The sequence below is a fragment of the Magnetospirillum sp. XM-1 genome (assembly GCF_001511835.1).
Taxonomy (GTDB): domain Bacteria; phylum Pseudomonadota; class Alphaproteobacteria; order Rhodospirillales; family Magnetospirillaceae; genus Phaeospirillum.
Genome location: NZ_LN997848.1, coordinates 3,310,488 through 3,330,446 on the forward strand (window position 1 = coordinate 3,310,488; position 19,959 = coordinate 3,330,446).

18 protein-coding genes are annotated in these 19,959 nt (G+C 65.8%); 8 read left to right on the forward strand and 10 right to left on the reverse strand.

Annotation, left to right across the window (positions count from 1 at the left end):
• Positions 1-469: 469 nt before the first annotated feature.
• From XM1_RS15310 to XM1_RS15335, 6 genes are all read left to right on the forward strand, one after another.
• A complete protein-coding gene (locus XM1_RS15310) occupies positions 470-1,255 on the forward strand; it encodes an ABC transporter ATP-binding protein (protein ID WP_068434941.1) in 786 nt (261 codons plus the stop codon).
• A complete protein-coding gene (locus XM1_RS15315) occupies positions 1,248-1,958 on the forward strand; it encodes an ABC transporter ATP-binding protein (RefSeq protein ID WP_156428756.1) in 711 nt (236 codons plus the stop codon). Before XM1_RS15310 ends, XM1_RS15315 begins: the two co-directional genes overlap by 8 nt.
• Before the next feature lie 31 nt (positions 1,959-1,989).
• Positions 1,990-3,204: an ABC transporter substrate-binding protein gene (locus XM1_RS15320; protein ID WP_068434944.1), complete on the forward strand. Its 1,215-nt coding sequence runs from the start codon at positions 1,990-1,992 to the stop codon at positions 3,202-3,204.
• A 68-nt stretch (positions 3,205-3,272) separates the two neighbouring features.
• Positions 3,273-4,157, forward strand: a complete 885-nt coding sequence (locus tag XM1_RS15325; RefSeq protein WP_231920797.1) for a branched-chain amino acid ABC transporter permease — start codon at positions 3,273-3,275, stop codon at positions 4,155-4,157.
• Positions 4,158-4,161: 4 nt separating this feature from the next.
• A complete protein-coding gene (locus XM1_RS15330; RefSeq protein ID WP_068434948.1) occupies positions 4,162-5,109 on the forward strand; it encodes a branched-chain amino acid ABC transporter permease in 948 nt (315 codons plus the stop codon).
• Positions 5,110-5,123: 14 nt separating this feature from the next.
• On the forward strand, positions 5,124-5,825 hold the full coding sequence (locus XM1_RS15335) for a Crp/Fnr family transcriptional regulator (RefSeq protein WP_231920538.1): 702 nt from the start codon (positions 5,124-5,126) through the stop codon (positions 5,823-5,825).
• 207 nt (positions 5,826-6,032) lie between these two features.
• Here XM1_RS15335 and XM1_RS15340 read toward each other — a convergent pair whose 3' ends face one another.
• The 8 genes from XM1_RS15340 to pdhA form a co-directional block, all read right to left on the reverse strand.
• Complete coding sequence (locus XM1_RS15340; RefSeq protein WP_068434950.1) at positions 6,033-6,461, reverse strand: type II toxin-antitoxin system RatA family toxin; 429 nt, start codon at positions 6,459-6,461, stop codon at positions 6,033-6,035.
• A 12-nt stretch (positions 6,462-6,473) separates the two neighbouring features.
• The gene (gene lipA / locus XM1_RS15345; RefSeq protein ID WP_068434952.1) at positions 6,474-7,412 is read right to left on the reverse strand and encodes a lipoyl synthase; all 939 of its coding nucleotides are present in this window, start codon (positions 7,410-7,412) and stop codon (positions 6,474-6,476) included.
• Positions 7,413-7,508: 96 nt separating this feature from the next.
• Entirely contained in the window at positions 7,509-8,897 is a 1,389-nt protein-coding gene (gene lpdA, locus XM1_RS15350) for a dihydrolipoyl dehydrogenase (RefSeq protein ID WP_068434954.1), read from the reverse strand.
• A gap of 13 nt (positions 8,898-8,910) precedes the next feature.
• Complete coding sequence (locus tag XM1_RS15355; protein WP_231920539.1) at positions 8,911-9,357, reverse strand: hypothetical protein; 447 nt, start codon at positions 9,355-9,357, stop codon at positions 8,911-8,913.
• Positions 9,358-9,397: 40 nt separating this feature from the next.
• Positions 9,398-9,976 carry a hypothetical protein gene (locus XM1_RS15360; RefSeq protein ID WP_068434957.1) on the reverse strand — a complete coding sequence of 193 codons (579 nt, stop codon included), beginning with the start codon at positions 9,974-9,976 and terminating at the stop codon, positions 9,398-9,400.
• Positions 9,977-9,989: 13 nt separating this feature from the next.
• Complete coding sequence (locus XM1_RS15365) at positions 9,990-11,261, reverse strand: pyruvate dehydrogenase complex dihydrolipoamide acetyltransferase (RefSeq protein WP_068434958.1); 1,272 nt, start codon at positions 11,259-11,261, stop codon at positions 9,990-9,992.
• A 15-nt stretch (positions 11,262-11,276) separates the two neighbouring features.
• Positions 11,277-12,638, reverse strand: coding sequence for a pyruvate dehydrogenase complex E1 component subunit beta (locus XM1_RS15370; RefSeq protein ID WP_068434961.1), 1,362 nt, complete (start codon positions 12,636-12,638; stop codon positions 11,277-11,279).
• A gap of 17 nt (positions 12,639-12,655) precedes the next feature.
• Positions 12,656-13,654, reverse strand: a complete 999-nt coding sequence (pdhA, locus tag XM1_RS15375) for a pyruvate dehydrogenase (acetyl-transferring) E1 component subunit alpha (protein WP_068434971.1) — start codon at positions 13,652-13,654, stop codon at positions 12,656-12,658.
• 373 nt (positions 13,655-14,027) lie between these two features.
• Here pdhA and XM1_RS15380 point away from each other — a divergent pair, with 373 nt between their 5' ends.
• Together XM1_RS15380 and XM1_RS15385 are read left to right on the forward strand one after the other, a co-directional pair.
• Complete coding sequence (locus tag XM1_RS15380) at positions 14,028-15,794, forward strand: efflux transporter outer membrane subunit (protein WP_172821932.1); 1,767 nt, start codon at positions 14,028-14,030, stop codon at positions 15,792-15,794.
• Between the two features lie 3 nt (positions 15,795-15,797).
• Positions 15,798-16,523 (forward strand): MgtC/SapB family protein, encoded by a 726-nt coding sequence (locus XM1_RS15385; RefSeq protein ID WP_068434975.1) that lies wholly within the window; start codon positions 15,798-15,800, stop codon positions 16,521-16,523.
• 103 nt (positions 16,524-16,626) lie between these two features.
• Here XM1_RS15385 and XM1_RS15390 read toward each other — a convergent pair whose 3' ends face one another.
• Positions 16,627-18,573 (reverse strand): ATP-binding protein, encoded by a 1,947-nt coding sequence (locus tag XM1_RS15390; protein WP_231920540.1) that lies wholly within the window; start codon positions 18,571-18,573, stop codon positions 16,627-16,629.
• Positions 18,574-18,716: 143 nt separating this feature from the next.
• Positions 18,717-19,889, reverse strand: coding sequence for a hypothetical protein (locus XM1_RS15395; RefSeq protein WP_068434979.1), 1,173 nt, complete (start codon positions 19,887-19,889; stop codon positions 18,717-18,719).
• Positions 19,890-19,959 lie beyond the last annotated feature (70 nt).

Consider the following 19,959-nt stretch of genomic DNA (forward strand, 5'->3'; position numbering starts at 1 on the left):
CACCCAAACCGTCCCTTGGGCGGGCAGACAGCCCCCCTCCCGATCACCAGCGGCGATCGGCCAAGTTGGACTTCATACGGCATTCCGCCCGGTTCGCCAAGAGTAGGTTGCACCCTGCCCGCCGCCCGTGATCCCGGAGCGGAAATGCGGCCATTGATCACGGCCGGTTTTCGCGGGACTCCGCCATAGACTTGGACAACCACAACGGGGCCCAACCCCGCCTCTTGTAAAATGGATGTTCAATTCCCTCATTCTTTGTCGAGGGGATCATAGACTTCGCCTCGCGGCAATTGCCCGCCTGCCCTTGGAATAGGGTGTTTACCCGATCCGCGCCACATGACAATTCCATGCTTTGACAGGGTGCGATTTTGATGGCCTTATTTGATGAATAATATTCAGGCGAGCGTGAAGACGGGGAAAACACCCGCGCCAGCCCGCCGGATTCAGGTCGCCGCAGGGAGGTGTCCGCATGGGTGACGACTTGATCGTCGAGACCCGCTCCTTGACCAAGGAGTTCAAGGGTTTCGTCGCGGTATCCGACGTCAATCTCAAGGTTCGCCGCCATACCATCCACGCGCTGATCGGGCCCAACGGCGCCGGCAAGACCACCTGTTTCAACCTGGTGACCAAGTTCCTGACCCCCACCCGGGGCCAGATCCTGTTCAACGGCACCGACATCACCCATACCCAGCCGGCCGCCATCGCGCGCCAGGGCATGGTGCGCTCGTTCCAGATCTCGGCGGTGTTCGGCCATCTGACGGTGCTGGAGAACGTGCGCGTCGCGCTGCAGCGCCGCCAGGGCAAATCGTTCCAGTTCTGGCGCTCGGGCGAGTGCCTGAACGAACTGAACACCCGCGCCGAGGAGTTGATCGAGGCGGTGGGCGTCGCCGAATACCGCGACACCCCGGCCGGCGAGCTGTCCTATGGCCGCAAGAGGGCGCTGGAGATCGCCACCACCCTGGCGCTCGACCCGGAAATGCTGCTGCTGGACGAACCCATGGCCGGCATGGGCACCGAGGACGTCCGGCGCACCGCCGAGCTGATCCGCCGGGTGGCCGCCAACCGCACCATCCTGATGGTCGAGCACAACCTGAACGTGGTCGCCGACCTGTCCGACACCATCACGGTGCTGAAGCTGGGCCGGGTCCTGGCCGAGGGCAGCTACGCCGAGATCACCGACAATCCCGAGGTGGTCGAGGCCTATATGGGCTCGGGCCATGGTCAAGCCACTGGGGGAGCCGCCGGTCATGGCTGAGTCCGAAATCCTCCTCTCGGTCAGGGACCTGCACGCCCATTACGGCGAATCCCATGTGCTGCACGGCATGAGCTTCGACGTGCCCCGGGGCGAGGTGGTGACGCTCTTGGGCCGCAACGGCGTCGGCAAGACCACCACCATGCGCTCCATCATGGGCATCGTCGGCAAGCGGGCCGGATCGGTGAAATACCAGGGCGCCGAGACCATCAATCTCTCGTCCAACCGCATCGCGCGCCTGGGCCTCGCCTATTGCCCGGAAGAGCGCGGCATCTTCTCCTCGCTGTCGGTGAAGGAAAACATGGTGCTGCCCCCGGTGATCAAGCCGGGCGGCCTGTCGCTGGACGAGGTCTACGCCCTGTTTCCCCGCCTGCTGGAGCGCGCCTCCAGCCAGGGCACCAAGCTTTCGGGCGGCGAGCAGCAGATGCTGGCCATCGCCCGGATCCTGCGCACCGGCGCCGACATGCTGCTGCTGGACGAACCCACCGAGGGCCTGGCCCCGGTCATCGTCCAGCACATCGGCGACATCATCCGGACTTTGAGAGAGAAGGGTTTCACCATTCTTCTGGTGGAGCAGAACTTCCACTTCGCCGCCACCGTCGCCGACCGCCACTACGTGGTCGAGCACGGGCAGGTGATCGACATGATCCCCAACGAATCCCTGGCGGCCAACATGGACAAGCTGAAGAGCTATCTCGGCGTTTGAAGACAAACCAAGTCAACGGGAGGACTTAACCATGGTGATGAAGAAGCTGCTTCTCGGCGCCGCCGCGCTGGCCCTGTCGGCCGGCGCCGCCCATGCCCAGTACAGCGACGGCAAGGTCAAGATCGGCGTGCTGACCGACCTGTCGGGAACCTATTCCGACCTGGCCGGCAAGGGCACCATCGTGGCCGCCCAAATGGCCATCGACGATTTCGGCGGCAAGCTGAACGGCCAGCCCATCGAGCTGATCTCCGCCGACCACCAGAACAAGGCCGACATCGCGTCGGGCATCGCGCGCAAGTGGTACGACACCGAGCAGGTGGACGTCATCGCCGAGCTGGTGACCACGGCGGCCGCCATCGCGGTGCGCGAGGTGTCCAAGGAAAAGGGCAAGATCGACCTGGTGTCGGGCGCCGCCTCGACGCCTCTCACCAACGACAAGTGCTCGGCCACCGGTTTCCACTGGACCTACGACACCTACGCCCTGGCCAACGGCACCGGTGACGCGGTGGTGAAGAACGGCGGCAAGACCTGGTTCTTCCTCACCGCCGACTACGCCTTCGGCCACAATCTCCAGGCCCAGACCGAGAAGGTGGTCAAGGCCAATGGCGGCACGGTCAAGGGCGCGGTCAAGCACCCCTTCCCCAACTCCGACTTCTCGTCCTTCCTGCTGCAGGCGCAGGCTTCGGGCGCCCAGATCATCGGCCTGGCCAATGCCGGCGCCGACACCATCAACGCCATCAAGCAGGCCAAGGAATTCGGCATCACCCAGGGCGGCCAGTCCCTGGCCGGCCTGCTGGTGTTCATCACCGACGTCCATTCGCTGGGCCTGGAAAACGCCCAGGGCATGATGCTGACCACCGGCTTCTACTGGGACATGGACGAAGGCACCCGCGCCTGGTCCAAGCGCTGGTCCGAGAAGATGGGCGGCGGCAAGATGCCGTCCATGGTCCATGCCGGCACCTATTCCCAGGTGCTGCACTACCTGAAGGCCGCGGCGGCCGCCAAGACCGACGAGGGCATCAAGGTCGCCGACGAGATGCGCAAGCTGCCCATTCAGGATTTCTTCGCCAAGAACGGCAAGATCCGCGCCGACGGCCGCATGGTCCACGACATGTATCTGGCCCAGGTGAAGAAGCCGTCCGAGTCCAAGGGGCCGTGGGACTATTACAAGATCGTCCGCACCATCCCGGGCGACGAGGCCTACCAGCCGCTGTCCGAGAGCACCTGCCCGCTGGTGAAGAAGTAGCGTGAGGACCGGGATGCCGGAGCGATCCGGCATCCCGGCCTGCTTGAAGGGGGAGCCCCAAGCCCATGATGACCATCCTCGGCATACCGACCCAGGCCCTGTTCGGGCAATTGCTGCTGGGTCTCATCAACGGCGCGTTCTACGCCATGCTCAGCCTGGGCCTGGCGTTGATCTTCGGGCTTCTCAACATCATCAATTTCAGCCACGGCGCCCTTTACATGATGGGCGCCTTCGTCGCTTGGGCAGCGCTGAATTTCCTGGGGCTGGGATACTGGCCCGCCCTGATCGTCGCGCCCCTGGCGGTGGCCCTGGTCGGCATCGTCATCGAACGCACCATGCTGTGCCGGCTCTACAAGCTGGACCACCTCTACGGCCTGCTGCTCACCTTCGGCCTGGCGCTGATCATCGAGGGCCTGTTCCGCGAGGGATACGGCGTGTCAGGCCAGCCCTACGCCGTGCCGTCGGCCCTGGCCGGCGGCTGGAACCTGGGCTTCATGTTCCTGCCCATCTATCGCGGCTGGGTGGTGGTGGCCTCGCTGATCCTCTGCCTGGGCACCTGGTACGCCATCGAGAAGACCAAGCTGGGCGCCTATTTGCGCGCCGGAACCGAGAATCCCACCCTGGTCCAGGCCTTCGGCATCAACGTGCCGCTGATGATCACGCTGACCTACGGCTTCGGCGTGGCGCTGGCCGCCATCGCCGGCGTGCTGGCCGCCCCCATCTATCAGGTCAGCCCCAAGATGGGCTCGGACCTGATCATCGTGGTGTTCGCCGTGGTGGTGATCGGCGGCATGGGCTCGATCATGGGCTCCATCGTCACCGGCTACATGCTGGGGCTGGTGGAGGGCCTGACCAAGGTGTTCTACCCCGAGGCCGCCAGCACCGTGATCTTCATGGTGATGGTGGTGGTGCTGCTGATCAAACCGGCCGGCCTGTTCGGCAAGGGAGCCTGAGGCCATGACCGTGACCAAGATTCCCTCGCGACAGATCCCCTTCGTCCTGGCCCTGCTGGCCGTGGCCCTGGTGCTGCCCTACACCGTCTATCCGGTGTTCCTGATGAAGGGGCTGTGTTTCGGCCTGTTCGCCGCCGCCTTCAACCTGCTGCTGGGCTATGTGGGGCTGCTGTCCTTCGGCCACGCCATGTTCTTCGGCTGGTCGGCCTATGTCACCGCCTACGCCGCCAAGGAATGGGGCCTGACGCCGGAAATCGCCATCCTGCTGGGCGTGGCGCTGGCCACGGCGCTGGGCGCGGTGGTCGGCTGGCTGGCCATCCGCCGCCAGGGCATCTACTTCTCCATGATCACCCTGGCGCTGGCCCAGCTTGGCTTCTTCGTGGCGGTGCAGGCCCCCATGACCCACGGCGAGGACGGCATCCAGGGCGTGCCGCGCGGCCATCTGTTCGGGCTGATCGACCTCGCCAACACCATGGCCATGTACTACTTCGTGCTGGCGGTGTTCGTGGTCTCGCTGCTGTTCCTCCACCGGGTGGTGAACTCCCCCTTCGGACAGGTGCTGAAGGCCATCCGCGACAACGAGCCCCGCGCCATCTCGCTGGGCTACGAGGTCAGCCGCTACAAGCTGATCGCCTTCGTGCTGTCGGCCGCCTTCGCCGGACTGGCCGGTTCGCTGAAAAGCCTGGTGTTCCAGCTGGCCTCGCTGGCCGACGTCAACTGGCACATGTCGGGCGAGGTGGTGCTGATGACCCTGATGGGCGGCGTCGGCACCGTGCTGGGGCCGACGGTGGGCGCCTTCCTGGTGGTCGCCATCCAGGATTTCTTCGCCGGGGTGGGGTCCTGGGTCATCATCATCCAGGGCGTCATCTTCGTTGTTTGCGTGTTGTTGTTCCGTAGCGGTATGATCGGCGTGCTCGCGCCGTGGCTGAAAAGGCGCGGCATTACTGGCTAGGCTGGGGAGATAGCATGCCGGAAACCGTACTGCGTCGCCGCGAGATGCTGGCGAACACGCCTTTGTTCGCGTCGGTCCAGACCGACCTGCTCGACGAGCTGGCGGCCAAGGCCAAGATGGTCAAGGTCGACGCGCGCGAGACGCTGTTTTCCAAGGGTGATCCCGGCGACCGGCTCTATCTGGTGGCCAAGGGGATGATCCGCATCGGCGTCCTGTCCGCCGACGGGCGCGAGGTGACCTACGGCCTGATCAAGCCCGGCCAGCTGTTCGGCGAGATCGCCGTGCTGGACGGCAAGGAGCGCTCCGCCGACGCCACCGCCATGGAGGCCACCGAGCTGATCGCCCTGGAGCGCAAGGACGTCCACGCCTTCCTGCATAAACATCCGGTGCAGGCGCTGCACCTGATCGAGGTGCTGTGCGATCGCATACGCAAGGCCGACAACCAACTGGAGGACATGGTGTTCCTGTCGCTGCCGTCCCGTCTGGCCAAGCATCTCCTGATGCTCGACCAGACCCTGGGGACCAAGGCCAAGGCGGGCGCACCCTCGACCATCAAGCTGTCGCAGCAGGAAATCGCCGACCATCTGGGCATCAGCCGCGAAAGCGTCAACAAGGTGCTGTCCAAGTGGGAACAGGCCGGCATCGTGACGCTGGGCCGCGGCCAGATCACGCTGAACAAGGTCGCCGCCCTGGAGGGGCTGACCTCTCTCGATTGATTTTCCGCTGTGTGAGACTCTTCACAGACGAAGGTATCCCCCTCCCCCTACATTGGTCCCGTCACGAATTCCAGTCCGTCCCCTCCTCGAACGAACGAACGGGACTTAAAGACGGGCCCGAGGGTGACTTTTGGGGCACTACCTCTGGGCAAAAGCCCCCGGCGCCGATCCTCCGCCGGGGGTTTTTTCCGTTTTGGGGATGGTCGATCAGCCGTAAAGCTGCTTGGCGCGCTTTTCGAAAGCGCCGACCATCAGCTTGACCGCCTCGTTGAACAGCGCGCCGATCATGGTCTGCAGCAATTTCGAGCGGAACTCGAAATCCACGTAGAAGTCGATTTCGGTGCCCTGTGGGTGGGGCTTGAAGATCCAGTGGTTGTTGAGGTGCTTGAACGGCCCCTCGGTATAGGTGACGTCGACCCGGTTGGGACGGGTCAGCGTCACCTTGGAGGTAAAGCGCTCGCGGACCATCTTGAAGCCGATCACCAGATCGGCGAAGAACACGTCGCCGTCGCGCGAACGGATACGCGACGCCACGCACCAGGGCAGGAATTCGGGGTAGCGGGCGACATCGGCCACCAGCTCGAACAATTGCTCCGGGGTATAGGGCAGGACGCGCTGCTCGGCGTGGGTCGGCATGTCGGTCCCTGATTACCCCTGACGCCGCAGGCGCTCGGCCTTCAGCGCCTCGAAATCGCGGTCGGCGTGGTGGCTGGAACGGGTGAGCGGCGTCGCCGCCACCATGAGGAAGCCCTTGGACCGGGCCATGGCGCGGTAATCCTCGAACTCGTCGGGGGTGACGAAACGCTCGATGGCCACATGCTTCAGGGTCGGCTGCAGGTACTGGCCGATGGTGATGAAATCCACCCCGGCCGAGCGCATGTCGTCCATGACCTGCAGCACCTCGGCCCGCTCCTCGCCCAACCCCACCATGATGCCGGACTTGGTGAAGATGGTCGGATCGGCGGCCTTGGCCCGCTGCAGCACCCGCAGCGATTCGAAATAGCGCGCGCCGGGCCGGATGCCGGGATAAAGGCGCGGCACGGTTTCCAGGTTGTGGTTGAAGACGTCGGGCCGGGCGGCCGCGATGCGCTCGACCCCGTCGCCCTTGTCGCGGAAATCAGGGGTCAGCACTTCGATGGTGCATTGGGGCGAGGTGGCGCGGATGGCCTCGATGCAGGCCACGAACTGGAAGGCGCCGCCATCGGCCAGATCGTCCCTGTCCACCGAGGTGATGACCACGTGCTTCAGGCCCATGGCCTTGACCGATTCGGCCAGATTCTCGGGCTCGGCCAGATCCACGGCCCCCTTGGGATTGCCGGTCTTGACGTTGCAGAAGGCGCAGGCCCGGGTGCAGGTGTCGCCCAGGATCATGAAGGTGGCGTGCTTGTGCTTCCAGCACTCGCCGATATTGGGGCAGGCCGCTTCCTCGCACACCGTGTGCAGGTTCTTTTCCCGCATCAGGCGGCGCACCTCGGCCGCCTCTTCCGAGGTGGGAGCCTTGACCCGAATCCAGTCGGGCTTGCGCGGGCTGATCTGGTCCGGCTTGCGGGCCTTTTCCGGGTGGCGAAGGGCTTTCGTGTCGCTCATGGCGTAGATTTCGTCCAGCGAGGAAGGAAGGTCAAGAAAAACAAACGGCCGGACAAAGGGTTTCCCCCCGCCCGGCCGTACTTGAACGCTTCAAGACTAGAAGTGGACCGCCCGGCCGTAAGCGTCCAGCACCGATTCGTGCATCATTTCCGACAGCGTCGGATGGGCGAAGACGGTGTGCATCAGCTCGGCCTCGGTGGTTTCCAGGGTCTTGGCGACCACGTAGCCCTGGATCATCTCGGTGACCTCGGCGCCGATCATGTGGGCGCCCAAGAGCTCGCCGGTCTTGGCGTCGAACACCGTCTTGATCATGCCCTCGGTCTCTCCGAGAGCAATGGCCTTGCCGTTGGCCATGAAGGGGAAGCGGCCGACCTTGACGGCATAGCCCTTCTCCTTGGCCTTGGCCTCGGAGAGGCCCACCGACGCCACCTGGGGATGGCAATAGGTGCAGCCGGGGATCTTGCGCATGTCGAGGGGATGGACGTCGGCCAAGCCCTTGATCTTTTCCACGCAGATCATCGCCTCGTGGCTGGCCTTGTGGGCCAGCCAGGGCGCGCCGGCGATGTCGCCGATGGCGTAGATGCCGGGTTCGCCGGTGCGGCAGTACTCGTCGGTGATGACGTGGGTGCGCTCCACCTTCACCTTGGTGCCTTCCAGGCCGATGTTCTCGACATTGCCGACGATGCCGATGGCGGTGATGACCCGGTCGACGGTCAGCTCGTGGGTCTTGCCGCCCGCCTCGATGGTGACGGTGACGTCGGCAGCGTTCTTCTTGCAGCCCTTGATGTTGGCGCCCACCAGGATCTTCATGCCCTGCTTCTCGAAGGACTTCTGCGCCATGGCGCTGATCTCGGCATCTTCCACCGGCAGCACGCGGTCCATGGCCTCGGCCACGGTCACCTGGGCGCCGAGCGCGTTGAAGAAGCTGGCGAACTCGATGCCGATGGCGCCCGAGCCGATGACCAGGAGACGCTTCGGCATGGTGTCGGGGACCAGGGCTTCCTTGTAGGTCCAGATGAACTTGCCATCGGGCTCGAAGCCGGGAAGGACGCGGGCCCGCGCGCCGGTGGCCAGGATGATGTGAGGCGCCGAGATGGTCGGCTTGCCCTCGATGGCCACCTTGCCGCCGCCAGCCAAACGGGCGGTGCCGTCGATGACGGTGACCTTGTTCTTCTTTAAGAGATGCTTGACCCCGCCCTGCAGCTGGGCCGAGACCCCGCGCGAGCGGGCCACGATCTTGGCCAGATCGAAGGACGCGCCAGGCGCCGACAGGCCGTAAGCATCGGCATGCTGCATGTTGCGGTAGACCTCGGCCGAGCGCAGCAGGGCCTTGGTGGGGATGCAGCCCCAGTTGAGGCAGATGCCGCCCAGGTGCTCGCGCTCGACCAGCGCGGTATTCATACCCAGCTGGGCGGCGCGGATGGCGGCCACATAGCCGCCGGGACCGCCGCCGATGACGATGATGTCGAAGCTGTTCTCGGCCATCTTTCTCTCCAGTCTATTCCGGCGTGCCGGGGAAGATCATGTTCAGGCGGCCTTCGATTTCCATGTCGTAGGCCTCGGCCAGCCGCCAGACATGCAGCCCCAGCAATTCGCGGAAGGCGCCCAGCAACTGGTAGAAGACGAAGGTCGGCATCTGGTAGCGCCGACCGGTGCGCCGGTCCCAGGACTCGGCTTCGGTGATGTACTTGCGACAGGCGGCGCGCATGGCGGCCAGCAGGTCGTCGGCCGGGGTGCCGGGCGGCAGCAGTTCGGCGGTCTCGCCGATCAGGCGCTTGGCATCGACCACGGCGCGGTAGCAGCGCTCCTGCTCTTCCGGCAGGACGCCGCGATTGCAGAAGGCGGGGTTGTTCTCGATCATCGCCACCAGACCGGCCAGGGCCGAACGCTCGGCCACGGTCCCGACGGGAAACGGCGTCACCGGCATGCCCGGTTGCCGGGGCATCTCCCTTACTCTCAATCCCATGTCACTCCCTCCCGGTTTCTTATTGCCCGGTCAAAGGCCGCCAGGCCTGCTCCAGGTCGAAACTCAGATCGTGCTCGGCCACGTAATGGTCGAGAAAGGTGTCGAAAGCGCCGAACTCCAGCTCGATGAAGGTCTCCAGCGCCGCGGCCTTGGCGCGGTAAAGCCCCATCAGGTCGAAGCGCCACCCGGCCCCGGCCCGCTCGGCCGTGACCAGGGTGCCCTGGTCCTCGCCGTCGAACAGGCAGCGGAAGGTCAGGCGGTCAGGCCCCTGTTCCTCGGCCACCTCGCCCAGTTCCCAGGCGTCCATCATGACGTCGAGATAGGGAAAGGCGGTGAAGCCCAGGACGAAAGCCGGCCCCGGCCCCGCCCCGCTCAAATCGGCGGGTTCGGGCATGCCGCGGTAGCGCACCACCCAGAAGCGGGACAGCATGTCCACCGCCTCCAGGGCGTCGCGGTCGCCATGGGCGAACAGCGTCAGAAGTTTCTCGCCCCATGTCAGGGATTCGCCGGCCAGCCGTCCCGCGATGAACGGAAAACGCTCATCGCGGAAATCGGCCTTCAGGCTGGCGAAGGCGGCGAGCACGGCCTCGCGGCTCATGACGCGTCCCCCCTTACAGCAGCATGGAGAGCGGGTCTTCGATCAGCTTCTTGAAGGCGGCCAGGAACTCGGCCCCCACCGCGCCGTCCACCACGCGATGATCGACGGACAGGGTGCAGGTCATCACCGTGGCCACGGCCAGCGCGCCGTTCTTCACCACCGGGCGCTGCTCGCCCGCGCCGACCGCCAGGATGCAGCCCTGGGGCGGGTTGATGATGGCGGCGAACTCCTTGATCCCGAACATGCCGAGATTGGAGATGGTGAAGCCGCCGCCCTGGAACTCCTCGGGCTTCAGCTTGTTGTCCCTTGCCTTCCCCGCCAGCGCCTTCATCTCGTTGGAGATTTCGGCCAGGCCCTTGTGATCGGCATGATGGACGATGGGGGTGATGAGGCCCGAAGGCGTCGCCACCGCCACCGAGATGTCGATGTCGGTATAGCGCTTGATGGCGTCCTCGCCCCATGACGCGTTGGCGGCGGGCACCTTCTTCAAGGCCAGCGCCACGGCGCGCACCACGAAGTCGTTGACCGACAGCTTGTAGGCATCGGACCGGCCGTTGAGGTCGGAACGCACCTTCAACAGGGCATCCAGCTCGCAATCGATGCTGAGGTAGAAGTGCGGAATGGTGCTCTTCGCCTCGGTCAGGCGACGGGCGATGATCTTGCGCATGGAGGAGTTGGGGATCTCCTCGAAGGCCGGCTCGAACGGGCTGGCGACGGCGGGAGCCTGCGCGGCCTTGGGGGCCGGAGCAGCGGCAGGCGCGGCAGCGGCCGGAGCGGCGGCAGCCTTGGCGCCACCACCGGCGATCGCCGCTTCCACATCGGCCTTGACGATGCGGCCATGGGGGCCGGTGCCCTTCACCGCCGCGAGGTCGACGTTACCGTCACGGGCGATGCGCTTGGCGAGCGGCGAGGCGAAGACGCGGTCGCCGCCGTGGACCGGGACCGCCGGGGCCGAAGCCACGGCAACCGGGGCCGGCGCGGCGGCCGGAGCGGCAGCGGCCCTGGGCGCCGGTGCAGCGGCGGAGATAGCCGAGGCGTCCTCGCCCTCCTCCAGCAGCACGGCGATGGGGGTGTTGACGGCCACGCCCGAGGTGCCGCCGGCCACCAGGATCTTGCCGAGGATGCCTTCGTCGACGGCCTCGAACTCCATGGTCGCCTTGTCGGTCTCGATCTCGCACAGGATATCGCCGGACTTGACGGCATCACCCTCGGCCTTCAGCCACTTGGCCACATTGCCCTCGGTCATGGTCGGCGACAGCGCCGGCATCAGGATTTGCACAGGCATGTCGTATCCCCCCTCTTAACCGCGGTAGCAGACGGAACGGGCGGCGGCGGCCACCTGTTCGGCCTGCGGCAGGGCCAGCTTTTCCAGATTGGCGGCATAGGGCATGGGCACATCGGCGCCCGCCACCCGCACCACCGGCGCGTCCAGCCAGTCGAAGGCGTGCTCCATCATCAGCGCGGCGATCTCGGCGCCGATGCCGGCCACCGGCCAGCCTTCCTCCAGCGAGACGATGCGGTTGGTCTTCTTGACCGAGGCGACGATGGTCGCGGTGTCGAGCGGACGGATGGAACGCAGGTTGATGACCTCGGCCTCGATGCCCTCGGCCTTGAGGATTTCGGCGGCGTCCAGCGCGATCTGCACCATGCGCGAATAGGCGGTGATGGTCACATGGGCGCCGGCCCGCTCGATCTTGGCCTTGCCGATGGGCAGGACGAAATCGGGATCGTCAGGCACGTCGAAGCTCTGGCCGTAGAGCAGTTCGTTTTCCAGGAACACCACCGGATTGGGATCGCGGATGGCGGCCTTGAGCAGGCCCTTGGCGTCGGCGGCGCTCCACGGCGCCAGCACCTTCAGGCCGGGGCAGTGGGCATACCACGAGGCGTAGTCCTGGCTGTGCTGGGCACCGACGCGGCTGGCCGCGCCGTTGGGGCCGCGGAACACGATGGAGCACGGCTGCTGGCCGCCCGACATGTACAGGGTCTTGGCCGCCGAGTTGATGACGTGGTCGATGGCCTGCATGGAGAAGTTCATGGTCATGAACTCGACGATGGGCTTGAGACCCGCATAGCCGGCACCGCAGGCCAGACCGGCGAACCCCATCTCGGTGATAGGCGTGTCGATGACGCGCTCGGCCCCGAATTCCTCCAGCAGACCCTGGCTGACCTTGTAGGCGCCCTGGTACTGAGCCACTTCCTCGCCCAGCAGGAAGACGTTGGCATCGGCCCGCATTTCCTCGGCCATGGCGTCGCGCAGAGCTTCACGCACCGTCTGGCGCTTGTAGGAGGCGTAGACCTTCTCCTCGGGCGCCGGGGCGGCTGCCAGGGGAACGGCGACCGGAGCCGGCGCAGCAGTAGCCACCGGAGCGGCCGGAGCAGCGGCAGGAGCCGGGGCGGCGGACAGGGCCGAGGCATCCTCACCCTCTTCCAGGATGACGGCGATGGGGGTGTTGACCGCCACGCCCTCGGTGCCGCCCGGCACCAGGATCTTGCCCAAAACGCCGTCCTCGACGGCTTCCATCTCCATGGTGGCCTTGTCGGTCTCGATCTCGGCCAGCACGTCGCCGGACTTGACGGCCTCGCCCTCGGCCTTGAGCCACTTGGCCAGCTTGCCCTCGGTCATGGTCGGCGACAGCGCCGGCATCAGAACTTGAATCGGCATGTTATGTCCCCCCTCGCCTAAGCTTCGATCAGCACGTCGGTCCACAGCTCGGACGGATCCGGCTCGGGACTGGACTGCGAGAACTCGGCGGCTTCGGTGACGATCACCTTGACCTCGCGGTCGATCTCCTTGAGACCGGCCTCGTCGATCAGGCCGTCGGCCAGCAGCTTTTCCTTCAGCTGGTCGATGGGATCGTGCTGCTCGCGCATCTTGGTCACCTCCTCCTTGCTCCGGTACTTGGCCGGGTCGGACATGGAGTGGCCGCGATAGCGGTAGGTGTTCATTTCCAGGATATAGGGACCCTGGCCGGAACGGGCGTGCTCCAGCGCCCGGGCGGCGGCGTCGCGCACCGCGATGACGCTCATGCCGTTGACCGGCTCGCCCGGAATGCCGTAGGCGGCGCCGCGCATGTACAGCTCCTGGCCGGCGGCGTGGCGCACGGTCGAGGTGCCCATGGCGTACTTGTTGTTCTCGATGACGAACACCACGGGCAGCTTCCACAGCGCCGCCATGTTGAAGGCCTCGTAAACCTGGCCCTGGTTGACGGCGCCGTCGCCGCAATAGACGTGGGCCACGCCGTTGTCCTTGGAGTACTTGTGGGCGAAGCCCAGGCCGGTGCCCAGCGGCACCTGGGCGCCGACGATGCCGTGGCCGCCGTAGAAGCGCTTCTCGCGCGAGAACATGTGCATGGAGCCGCCCTTGCCGCGGGAATACCCGCCGGCGCGGCCCGTCAGCTCCGCCATCACTCCCTTGGGGTCCATGCCGCAGACCAGCATGTGGCCATGGTCACGGTAGGAGGTGATGCAAGAATCCGCCGCCCCGGCCACGGCCTGCATGCCGACCACCACGGCCTCCTGGCCGATATAGAGGTGGCAGAAGCCGTTGATCAGTCCCATGCCGTAGAGCTGTCCCGCCTTTTCCTCGAACCGGCGAATGAGCAGCATCTCGCGATAATAGCGGATGAGTTCCTGAGGGGTGGGTTCGGCCGCCCCCCGTTCCTTCTTCTTGGTGGCCATGGTTCCTCCCGGAGCCTGAATCGTTCGATGGGTGGATAGGTAAATGAACCTTCCCTATTTTGCAAGCACCATCTACCGAAAAAAGTGTTGTTTCGTAACGCGCTACTTATCGTTAACTGTACTTTGGTTAACTGAGAACCGATTGCTGCATTGCAGCATCAAAAAGTATGATTGAACGGTCGGATGAAACAGTCCCGCCCCCTCATGTGGGGAGGCAGGCCCACGACTGAAAGACTACCCACCCTACCCATTGGTCGGACGGGACTTCCGGGGGGGCGGCAATCGTGGTACTTACTGGGCCCGTACAGGACCAGGGGAACCTATGGGCAAGAGGGAAAGACTGGGTGTGTCCGCCCGCGCGGCGCGATGGGTGATGGTTGTCGCCTTGACGGTCAGCAGCACCGCCTGCAACGTCACGCCGAACTACGAACGCCCGAAGCAGGACATACCCGCCAGCTACCGCAATCCGCTGCCCGAGCCCTCGCCGGAAATGCCCAAGCCGCTGTCCCAGTGGTGGAAGATCTTCGGCTCCGAGGAGCTGGACAAGCTGGTGGAAGAGGCGCTGGCCAACAACCACGACCTCAAGGCCGCCGCCGCCCGTATCCGACAGGCCGACGCCACGGCCGGTTCGGCCGCCTCTTCCCTGCTACCGACCATCAGCGCGTCGGGCAAGCGCAGCGTGGATTCGCCCCAGGGCGGCCAGGGCGCCGACCCCAACCCGCCCACCAACCGCACCCACCGCCTCAGCTCGGCCTATGTCTCGGCCAGTTGGGAAGTGGATCTGTGGGGCAAGATCCGCGCCTCCGAGGCTTCGGCGCTGGCTACCGCCTTCGCCAACGTCCACGACCGCGAGGCGGTCGGACTGTCGATGATTTCCGACGTGGTGCTGAGCTACATCCAGTACCTCGAGGGCATGGACCGCGAGACGGTGGCGCGCAGCAACATCGCCAACATGAAGGCCATGTACCAGGCGGTGTCCGAACGCGTCCGCCTGGGCGAAAGCTCCAACCTGGAACTGGCCCAGCAACGTAACGTGCTGGCCCAGGCCGAGGCGACGATTCCCCCCATCGTCCTCCAGCGGGAGCGGGCCTTCAATAAACTGGCCGTGCTGCTGGGGCGTCCGCCCCAGACCCTGTCGCTGAACGGCCGGACCTTGCGCGACCTGCGGGTCCCCGAGGTTTCGGCGGGGCTGCCGTCGGACCTTCTGCTGCGCCGTCCGGACATCCGCAAGGCCGAAGCCAACCTGGTCGCCGCCAACGCCAATATCGGCGTGGCCCGCGCCAAGCTGTTCCCGACGCTCTCCATTTCCGGCGACCGCGGCTGGGCCGCCCAGTATTTCGACAACATCACCAATCCCACCAGCATCTTCTTCACCCTGGCCGGGACCATGGCCGCCACCCTGTTCGACAACGGCAAGACCCGTTCCGACATCGAATACAGCGAGGGCAAGTACGTCGAACTGATCGAGACCTACCAGCAGACCGTCCTGGTCAGCTTGCGCGACGTGGAAGACGCGCTGATGGCCGTGCGCCTGCAGGGAGACCTGGAAGTGGCGCAACAGGAGGTTCTGCAGGCCTCGCTCGACGCCTATGGCCTCAGCTCCGAGGCCTTCCGCCTGGGCATGGTCGATTATCTCAACGTGCTGGAGACCCAGCGCACCCGCTTCCAGGCCGAGGATTCCAAGGTCCAGGCCCGCTTCGGCCGCCTGGAGGCCGCCATCGGCCTCTACAAGGCGCTGGGCGGCGGAATGGAGCTGGATGAGGACGCCGAGGAGCCGAACACGCCCCCCTCCGCCCCGGCAGGCCAGAGCGAGACCCGCGCCGCGCCGCCCTCCCCCGCCCCGGCGACAGCTCCGACGCCGCCTGCGGCGCCCGCCGCGACCGAGGCGCCGCCTCCGCCGGCCACGCCGCTGCCGCCGGTGGAAACCGAGCAGAATCCGACCGCACCATCGGCGATCAATACTCCGGCGGCCCGCCTGGCCCCGCCGCCGCCCGCCACCCCGGCGGCACAGCCGGTGGAGACGGCCGCCAGCACCGGCAACGTGCCGGCGTCGTTCCAGTCCTCTATGGACACGCCGATCCCATCCATGGCGCCCGCCGACATCTACGAGACGGCGGCGTTCAACGACAACGCCAGCTAAGGCATGGAAACGCTGCAGGCCTATTGGTCCGGCAAGGAACTGGCCACCAATGGCCTGATCCTGCTGCACATGCTCGGAGCCTTGGCCACCGGGCTGATGATCGGCTACGAGCGTTCCTATCACGGACGGGCGGCGGGACTGCGCACCTATGCGCTGGTGTGCATGGCGTCAACGGCGCTGACCGTGGTCAACGGCTATCCCAGCATGTGGTACGCCGGCCTGTCCGACACGCCGGGCATCGCCGATCCGACGCGCACCATACAGGGCATCATGACGGGCATCGGCTTTCTCGGCGCCGGCGTGATCATGAAGGAAGGCTTCAGCATCCGCGGCCTGTCCACCGCCGCCTCCATCTGGGTGACGGCGGCGCTGGGCGTGCTGATCGGCGTGGGCTTCTACGTGGCGGCGCTGTTCGGGGCCTTCTGCACCGTGGCGGTGATGACCGCCGCGCGGCGCATCGAGAACGCCCTGCCCCACCAGACGGCGCTCCACCTGACGCTGACCTATCTGCACAACCAGACGCCGCCGGCCGAAGAGATTCACGCCATGCTGTCGCGCCACGGCTTCGTGGCCCGCGACTGGAGCTTCCAGCTGGAAGACGGCGGAGCGCTGTTCCAGTACCAGATGTCGCTGCTGGCCGAGCGCGCACCCGCCCCCCTGGAACTGCTGGACACCCTGTCCAAGACCCCGTCCCTGGCCGGTTTCCGCCTCTCTCCCGCCCGCTCGTAATACCAAACTGCGATGAGCCCGGTTTGGCTAGGCCCGAGGGGCGGCGCCCGGCGATTGAGGGCGATGCGAGGATCGGTTTCGATCAGCACATCCTGGTATAAGCTCAGTCCGCCGCCGGCAGGCTGAAATGGAAGGTCGAGCCCCGGCCGGGCTCGGATTCCGCCCAGATCCGCCCGCCGTTGTGCTGCACCAGCTTGCGGCAGATGGCGAGGCCGATACCGGTGCCTTCATAGGTCTCGCGCGAGTGCAGGCGCTGGAACAGGGTGAAGATGTGGTCCAGCGAGGCCGGCTCCATGCCGATGCCGTTGTCGGCGACGGAGAACACCCAGTTCAGCCCGTCCCGCCGGGCCGAGATGCGGATACGGGCAATGACGTCGCGGCGACGGTACTTGATGGCGTTGCTCACCAGATTGAGGAAGATGCGGGCCAGTTCCACCCGCCGGACCGACACCATGGGCATGGTGCCGATCACCTCGACCACGGCCCCCGACTCGTCCATGGCGGCGCCGAGATCGGCCAGGGCCTCGTCGAGGGGAATCCGGCTGTCGATGGACTCGGTCCCGCCGTCGTCATGGCGCAGCCGCGAATAGTCGAGGAGATTGGCGATCATCTCCTGCATGCGCTTGGTCCCCTGGACGGCGAAGGCGATGAACTCGTCGGCATCCTTGTCCAGCCGGCCGCGATAGCGCCGCCCCAGAAGCTGGACATAGCCAGCCACGTTGCGCAGCGGCTCCTGCAGGTCGTGGCTGGCGATATAGGCGAATTGCTGCAGGTCCTCGTTGGAACGCCGCAGGCTTTCGAGCAGGCTTTCACGCTCCGCCTCGGCCCTGAGACGGTCGGTCACATCGCGGACCACCGACAGCACCGCCGGCCGTTCGTCGAGGCTGACCCGGGTCGAGATCACCTCGGTCTCGATAGCCTCGCCCTCGGCGGTGAGATAGCGGCTCGAGCCGCTGGCCACGGAATCGGGCTGGGCGAGCACCGCATCCACCCGTTCGGCCAAGGCGTCGCGGCTGTCGGGATGCACGAAGTCGAAAACATCCCGTCCGTCCAGGGCCTGGCCCTCGCTCACCCGCAACATCCGCGACGCCTGGGTGTTGGCGAACAGGATGCGGCCGTCGCGGTGAACGATCACCGCCACGGGGGCGGTTTCCATCAGGGCGCGGTAGCGCTCCTCGCTCTCGGCCATGAACCGCTGGGCGCGGCGCTGGCGCCTGGCGTAGACCGCCCAGCCGAACGACACCAGGGCGGTCAGCACGAAGAGAAGCATTCCCATGCCGCGGGTCACCCGCAACTCGCCGTCATCGCCAGACCATCCACCCTTGGGCCAGCCGCCCTTGGGGATAGCCGCCATGGCCCAGGTTCCATCGGGCAGCGTCACTTCCATTTCCACCGGGGACCGCCTGAAGATCTCCTCGTCGCCCCAGATCATCGCCCCGGCCTTGCCCAGCCCGTCGCGACCGCGCAGGGCCAGGTCCAGCGGCAGGCTGCCGGCATCGATGCCGGAGGCGGCGAAGACCTTGGGAATGTCGATCACCACGCTGATCAGGCCGAACAATTTGGGCTCGCCGCCGGGTCCGGGCAGAAACACCGGCACCCGGCCGATCAGCGCCGTTCCGCCCTGGAGCAGATTGACCGGCCCGGCCACCACCGGCCTGCGGCTGTTGATGGCCCGTTCCACCGCCGGCCATTGGCCCGACAGATCGCGGTAATCCGCCCCCAGGGCCGCCCGGTTGGGCTCGGCGGGATAGACCGAGGTGATCACCGTGCCTCGCGACATGGCCAGGTTGCGGATGGACTCGTAATCCTGCATCACCAGCGAGGAGGCCCGGGCAAAATCGGCGTCGCTCATGCCATTGTGAAAGATCAACTGCGCCACCAGCCCCCGGGTGATGAACAGCGGAGCGGTCAGATTGTATTCCAGGCGCGCGCGGATCACGCTGAGCTGGGACACCAGTTCGGCCCGCGCCGCCTCGTGCCGACGCTCCGATTGCAGGGCGTAGAGCTGAAGCAGGGCCAGGCCCGAACAGAAGGTGACGAAAGCGGCCATGACAAAGGGAAGCCATGTGGAAGGCTTCCTGGCGTCATCTCGGATACTCACCCTACCGGGCATGCCGGCTTCTCCAACCCGAACCTATGCCTTGGTTATAACACCAATCGCAAGAGACCAAAATTCCCGCAAGTGCGGAACGGTCACAAAGGCAGGTTGTTATAGAAATGGACCAGACCGGGAGCCACGCGGCGGCGCTCGGTTTCGGTTCCCCCCACCGTCTGCATCAGCTTCCTGAGGAACATCCGGTCACACTTGGGCATCTCGAAGAACGCCTTCATGGCGATGAGATCGCCGCCGTATTTGGGAAGTTCGCGGATCACCCGGACGATGGCGTCGCGGAACGCGCCCTCGCGGGCCTGATCGTGGCGGTCCTTGGGGTGGAATTCCTGCTGGTAGAGCAGCGCCACTTCACGCCAGGCCTCGATCAGTGCCTCGGGCTCCCAGCGGATCACCGAATGGAGCAGCGGAATATCGGCTTCGCCCGGAGACGGAAAACCGCCGGCCTTGGCCCAGTCATGGAACACCGCCCAGGGATCGTTGGTCTTGGCGTGCTTGGACCCCACACCTTCCGACTTGTAGGCGGCCCAGCGGGAATCCCAGGTGTCGAGGATGGGGTTGCCCTGGCCTCCCTGCTGAATGATGCCGATCAGCCGGTTGGGGCCGGTCGAATCCCAGGTCCGGCTTTCTGACAGTTCCTTGATGCGCTTGGTGGCGCGGATGTCGGGCAGCACGAACTTGCGCAGCAGGGTCTCATAACAGGTGGCGAAGCCGGGCGAGATGATGAAGGGCAGCGGAATATGCGGGCGCAGGCTGGCGGCGCCGGCCGGATTGACCACCAGCACCTGCAGCGCGCGCCGGGCATAGCGGGCCAGGGTCTCGTCGAACATCTGGCGGAAGTTGTCGAAGGCGATGGGCGCCTCCTCCTCTTCCTCGATGACCGCCGGCGGCGGCTCGGGCGCGACCGGAACCTGCGCCGCCCCCTTGGCGCGGTTGACCAGATACTTCTTGGTGACGTCGAACAGCAGCCAGCGTTCCTTGTCGCGGGAATCGTCGGGTCCGGGCGGCAGCAATCCATCGAAATGCTGGTCGGCGGCGGCGCCAAGCTCTTCGACGTCCATGGCCGCCACGGCGCGGTCGAGAATGGTGTCGAACACCACGCCCAGTTCGCGGTCGTTGGCCCAGGACTGGGTGTCCGGATCGGACGAGGTCATCCGGCGCAGCATGAGAATCTGCGGCACCTTCAGCCCCGCGGTCACCGCCAGCAGTTCCGCGACCTTGGATTCGAATTTTTCGCGACGCTTGGAATCGTTCATCTTTCAAGGCCTTCTGTCCCTTCTGGGACGCGGCCTCCCCCAAATAACACTAGTGAGGGCTGATGATGGC

Excerpts from the sequence above, each read along its gene's own strand:
- lipA (WP_068434952.1), bottom strand. The coding sequence starts at position 7,412 with ATGAGCGACACGAAAGCCCTTCGCCACCCGGAAAAGGCCCGCAAGCCG.
- XM1_RS15330 (WP_068434948.1), top strand. The coding sequence starts at position 4,162 with ATGACCGTGACCAAGATTCCCTCGCGACAGATCCCCTTCGTCCTGGCC.
- XM1_RS15355 (WP_231920539.1), bottom strand. The coding sequence starts at position 9,357 with ATGCCCCGGCAACCGGGCATGCCGGTGACGCCGTTTCCCGTCGGGACC.
- XM1_RS15335 (WP_231920538.1), top strand. The coding sequence starts at position 5,124 with ATGCCGGAAACCGTACTGCGTCGCCGCGAGATGCTGGCGAACACGCCT.
- lpdA (WP_068434954.1), bottom strand. The coding sequence starts at position 8,897 with ATGGCCGAGAACAGCTTCGACATCATCGTCATCGGCGGCGGTCCCGGC.
- XM1_RS15340 (WP_068434950.1), bottom strand. The coding sequence starts at position 6,461 with ATGCCGACCCACGCCGAGCAGCGCGTCCTGCCCTATACCCCGGAGCAA.
- XM1_RS15325 (WP_231920797.1), top strand. The coding sequence starts at position 3,273 with ATGACCATCCTCGGCATACCGACCCAGGCCCTGTTCGGGCAATTGCTG.
- XM1_RS15370 (WP_068434961.1), bottom strand. The coding sequence starts at position 12,638 with ATGCCGATTCAAGTTCTGATGCCGGCGCTGTCGCCGACCATGACCGAG.
- XM1_RS15315 (WP_156428756.1), top strand. The coding sequence starts at position 1,248 with ATGGCTGAGTCCGAAATCCTCCTCTCGGTCAGGGACCTGCACGCCCAT.
- XM1_RS15385 (WP_068434975.1), top strand. The coding sequence starts at position 15,798 with ATGGAAACGCTGCAGGCCTATTGGTCCGGCAAGGAACTGGCCACCAAT.
- XM1_RS15380 (WP_172821932.1), top strand. The coding sequence starts at position 14,028 with ATGGTTGTCGCCTTGACGGTCAGCAGCACCGCCTGCAACGTCACGCCG.
- XM1_RS15320 (WP_068434944.1), top strand. The coding sequence starts at position 1,990 with ATGGTGATGAAGAAGCTGCTTCTCGGCGCCGCCGCGCTGGCCCTGTCG.
- XM1_RS15390 (WP_231920540.1), bottom strand. The coding sequence starts at position 18,573 with ATGGCCGCTTTCGTCACCTTCTGTTCGGGCCTGGCCCTGCTTCAGCTC.
- XM1_RS15395 (WP_068434979.1), bottom strand. The coding sequence starts at position 19,889 with ATGAACGATTCCAAGCGTCGCGAAAAATTCGAATCCAAGGTCGCGGAA.
- XM1_RS15310 (WP_068434941.1), top strand. The coding sequence starts at position 470 with ATGGGTGACGACTTGATCGTCGAGACCCGCTCCTTGACCAAGGAGTTC.
- pdhA (WP_068434971.1), bottom strand. The coding sequence starts at position 13,654 with ATGGCCACCAAGAAGAAGGAACGGGGGGCGGCCGAACCCACCCCTCAG.
- XM1_RS15360 (WP_068434957.1), bottom strand. The coding sequence starts at position 9,976 with ATGAGCCGCGAGGCCGTGCTCGCCGCCTTCGCCAGCCTGAAGGCCGAT.
- XM1_RS15365 (WP_068434958.1), bottom strand. The coding sequence starts at position 11,261 with ATGCCTGTGCAAATCCTGATGCCGGCGCTGTCGCCGACCATGACCGAG.